This window comes from Halomonas sp. 707D4 (assembly GCF_024158685.1).
In the GTDB taxonomy this organism is placed as follows: Bacteria; Pseudomonadota; Gammaproteobacteria; order Pseudomonadales; family Halomonadaceae; genus Vreelandella.
In genome coordinates this window covers 1-1421 of the sequence record NZ_JAMZBD010000641.1, presented here as the reverse complement: position 1 = coordinate 1421, position 1421 = coordinate 1, and the positions used below count along the sequence as shown (strand labels likewise).

Sequence of the window (1421 nt, the reverse complement as noted above, 5' to 3'; positions counted from 1 at the left end):
ACTTCGAACCCATCGGCTGGGAGGCGGCGCTCGATCTCGTCGCCGCCGAGCTCAAGGCGCTGCCCACCCCGGATGACGCGATCTTCTACACCTCCGGCAAGGCGTGCAACGAATCCGCCTACGTGTTCCAGCTTCTGGCGCGGCTCTATGGCACCAACAACCTGCCGGACTGCTCCAACATGTGCCACGAGGCGAGCGGCGTGGCGCTGGGCGAGGCGCTGGGCACCGGCAAGGGCAGCGTGCGCCTGGAGGACTTCGAGCACGCCGAGGCGATCTTCGTGTTCGGCCAGAACCCGGGCACCAACCACCCGCGCATGCTGGGGACCCTGCGCGAGGCCGCCGAGCGCGGCGCGACCATCGCCAGCTTCAACCCGCTGCGCGAGCGCGGGCTCGAGAAGTTCGCCGACCCGCAGAAGCCGCTGGAGATGCTGCATAACGGCAGCCACCGCATCAGCTCGCACTACTTCTGCCCCAAGCTCGGCGGCGACATGGCGGCGGTGCGCGGCATCGCCAAGGCGCTGTTCGAGCGCGAGGCGGCAGGCGAGGCGGTGCTCGACCACGCTTTCCTTGGCGAGCACACCGCGCACTTCGAGGCCTACAAGACGCGGGTGGAGGCGACGCCCTGGGCCGAGCTCGAGGCCCAGTCCGGGCTCACGCAGCGCGAGATGCAAGAGGCCGCCGAACTCTACGCCCGCTCGAACGCGACGATCATCTGCTGGGCGATGGGCATCACCCAGCACGTGCACTCGGTGGCCACCGTGCGCGAGATCGTCAACCTCCTGATGCTGCGCGGCAATCTCGGGCGCCCCGGCACCGGTACCTCGCCGGTGCGCGGCCACTCCAACGTCCAGGGGGATCGCACCATGGGCATCTTCGAGAAGCCCTCTGACGAGCTTCTCGACGCCCTGGAGGCGCGCTACAAGACGGCCATGCCGCGCGAACACGGGGTCGATTCCGTCGCCGCGGTGGAAGCGATGCGCGACCGCCCGGGCAAGGTGTTCGTCGGTCTTGCCGGCAACTTCACCCGGGCGATCTCCGACAGCCAGGTGGCCGAGGCGGCGATGGCCAGCTGCCGGCTCACCGCCTTCATCGGCACCAAGCTCAACCGCAGCCACCTGGTGACCGGCCGCAAGGCGCTGATCCTGCCCTGCCTGGGGCGCAGCGAGATCGACAAGACCGGCGGCAAGACCCAGCTGATCACCGTCGAGGATTCGATGAGCATGGTCCACGGCTCCGCCGGCATCAATCGCCCGGCAAGCCCCGGCCTGCCCTCGGAAGTGGAGATTCTGACCCGGCTCGGCGAGCGCCTGGTCGGCAGCGAGGCGGTGGAGTGGGCGGCGATGCGTGCCGACTACGACGTGATCCGGGACCACGTGGCCGAGGTGATCCCGGGCTTCGACGACTTCAACGCGCGAGTGCGC

Annotated in this window: 1 protein-coding gene; it reads left to right on the top strand. The window is 69.3% G+C overall.

Annotated elements, in window-relative coordinates; genetic code table 11:
• Window positions 1-1421, top strand: a 1421-nt coding sequence (locus tag BIS11_RS17485; RefSeq protein WP_253586711.1) for an FdhF/YdeP family oxidoreductase, incomplete at both ends; no start/stop codon positions are given.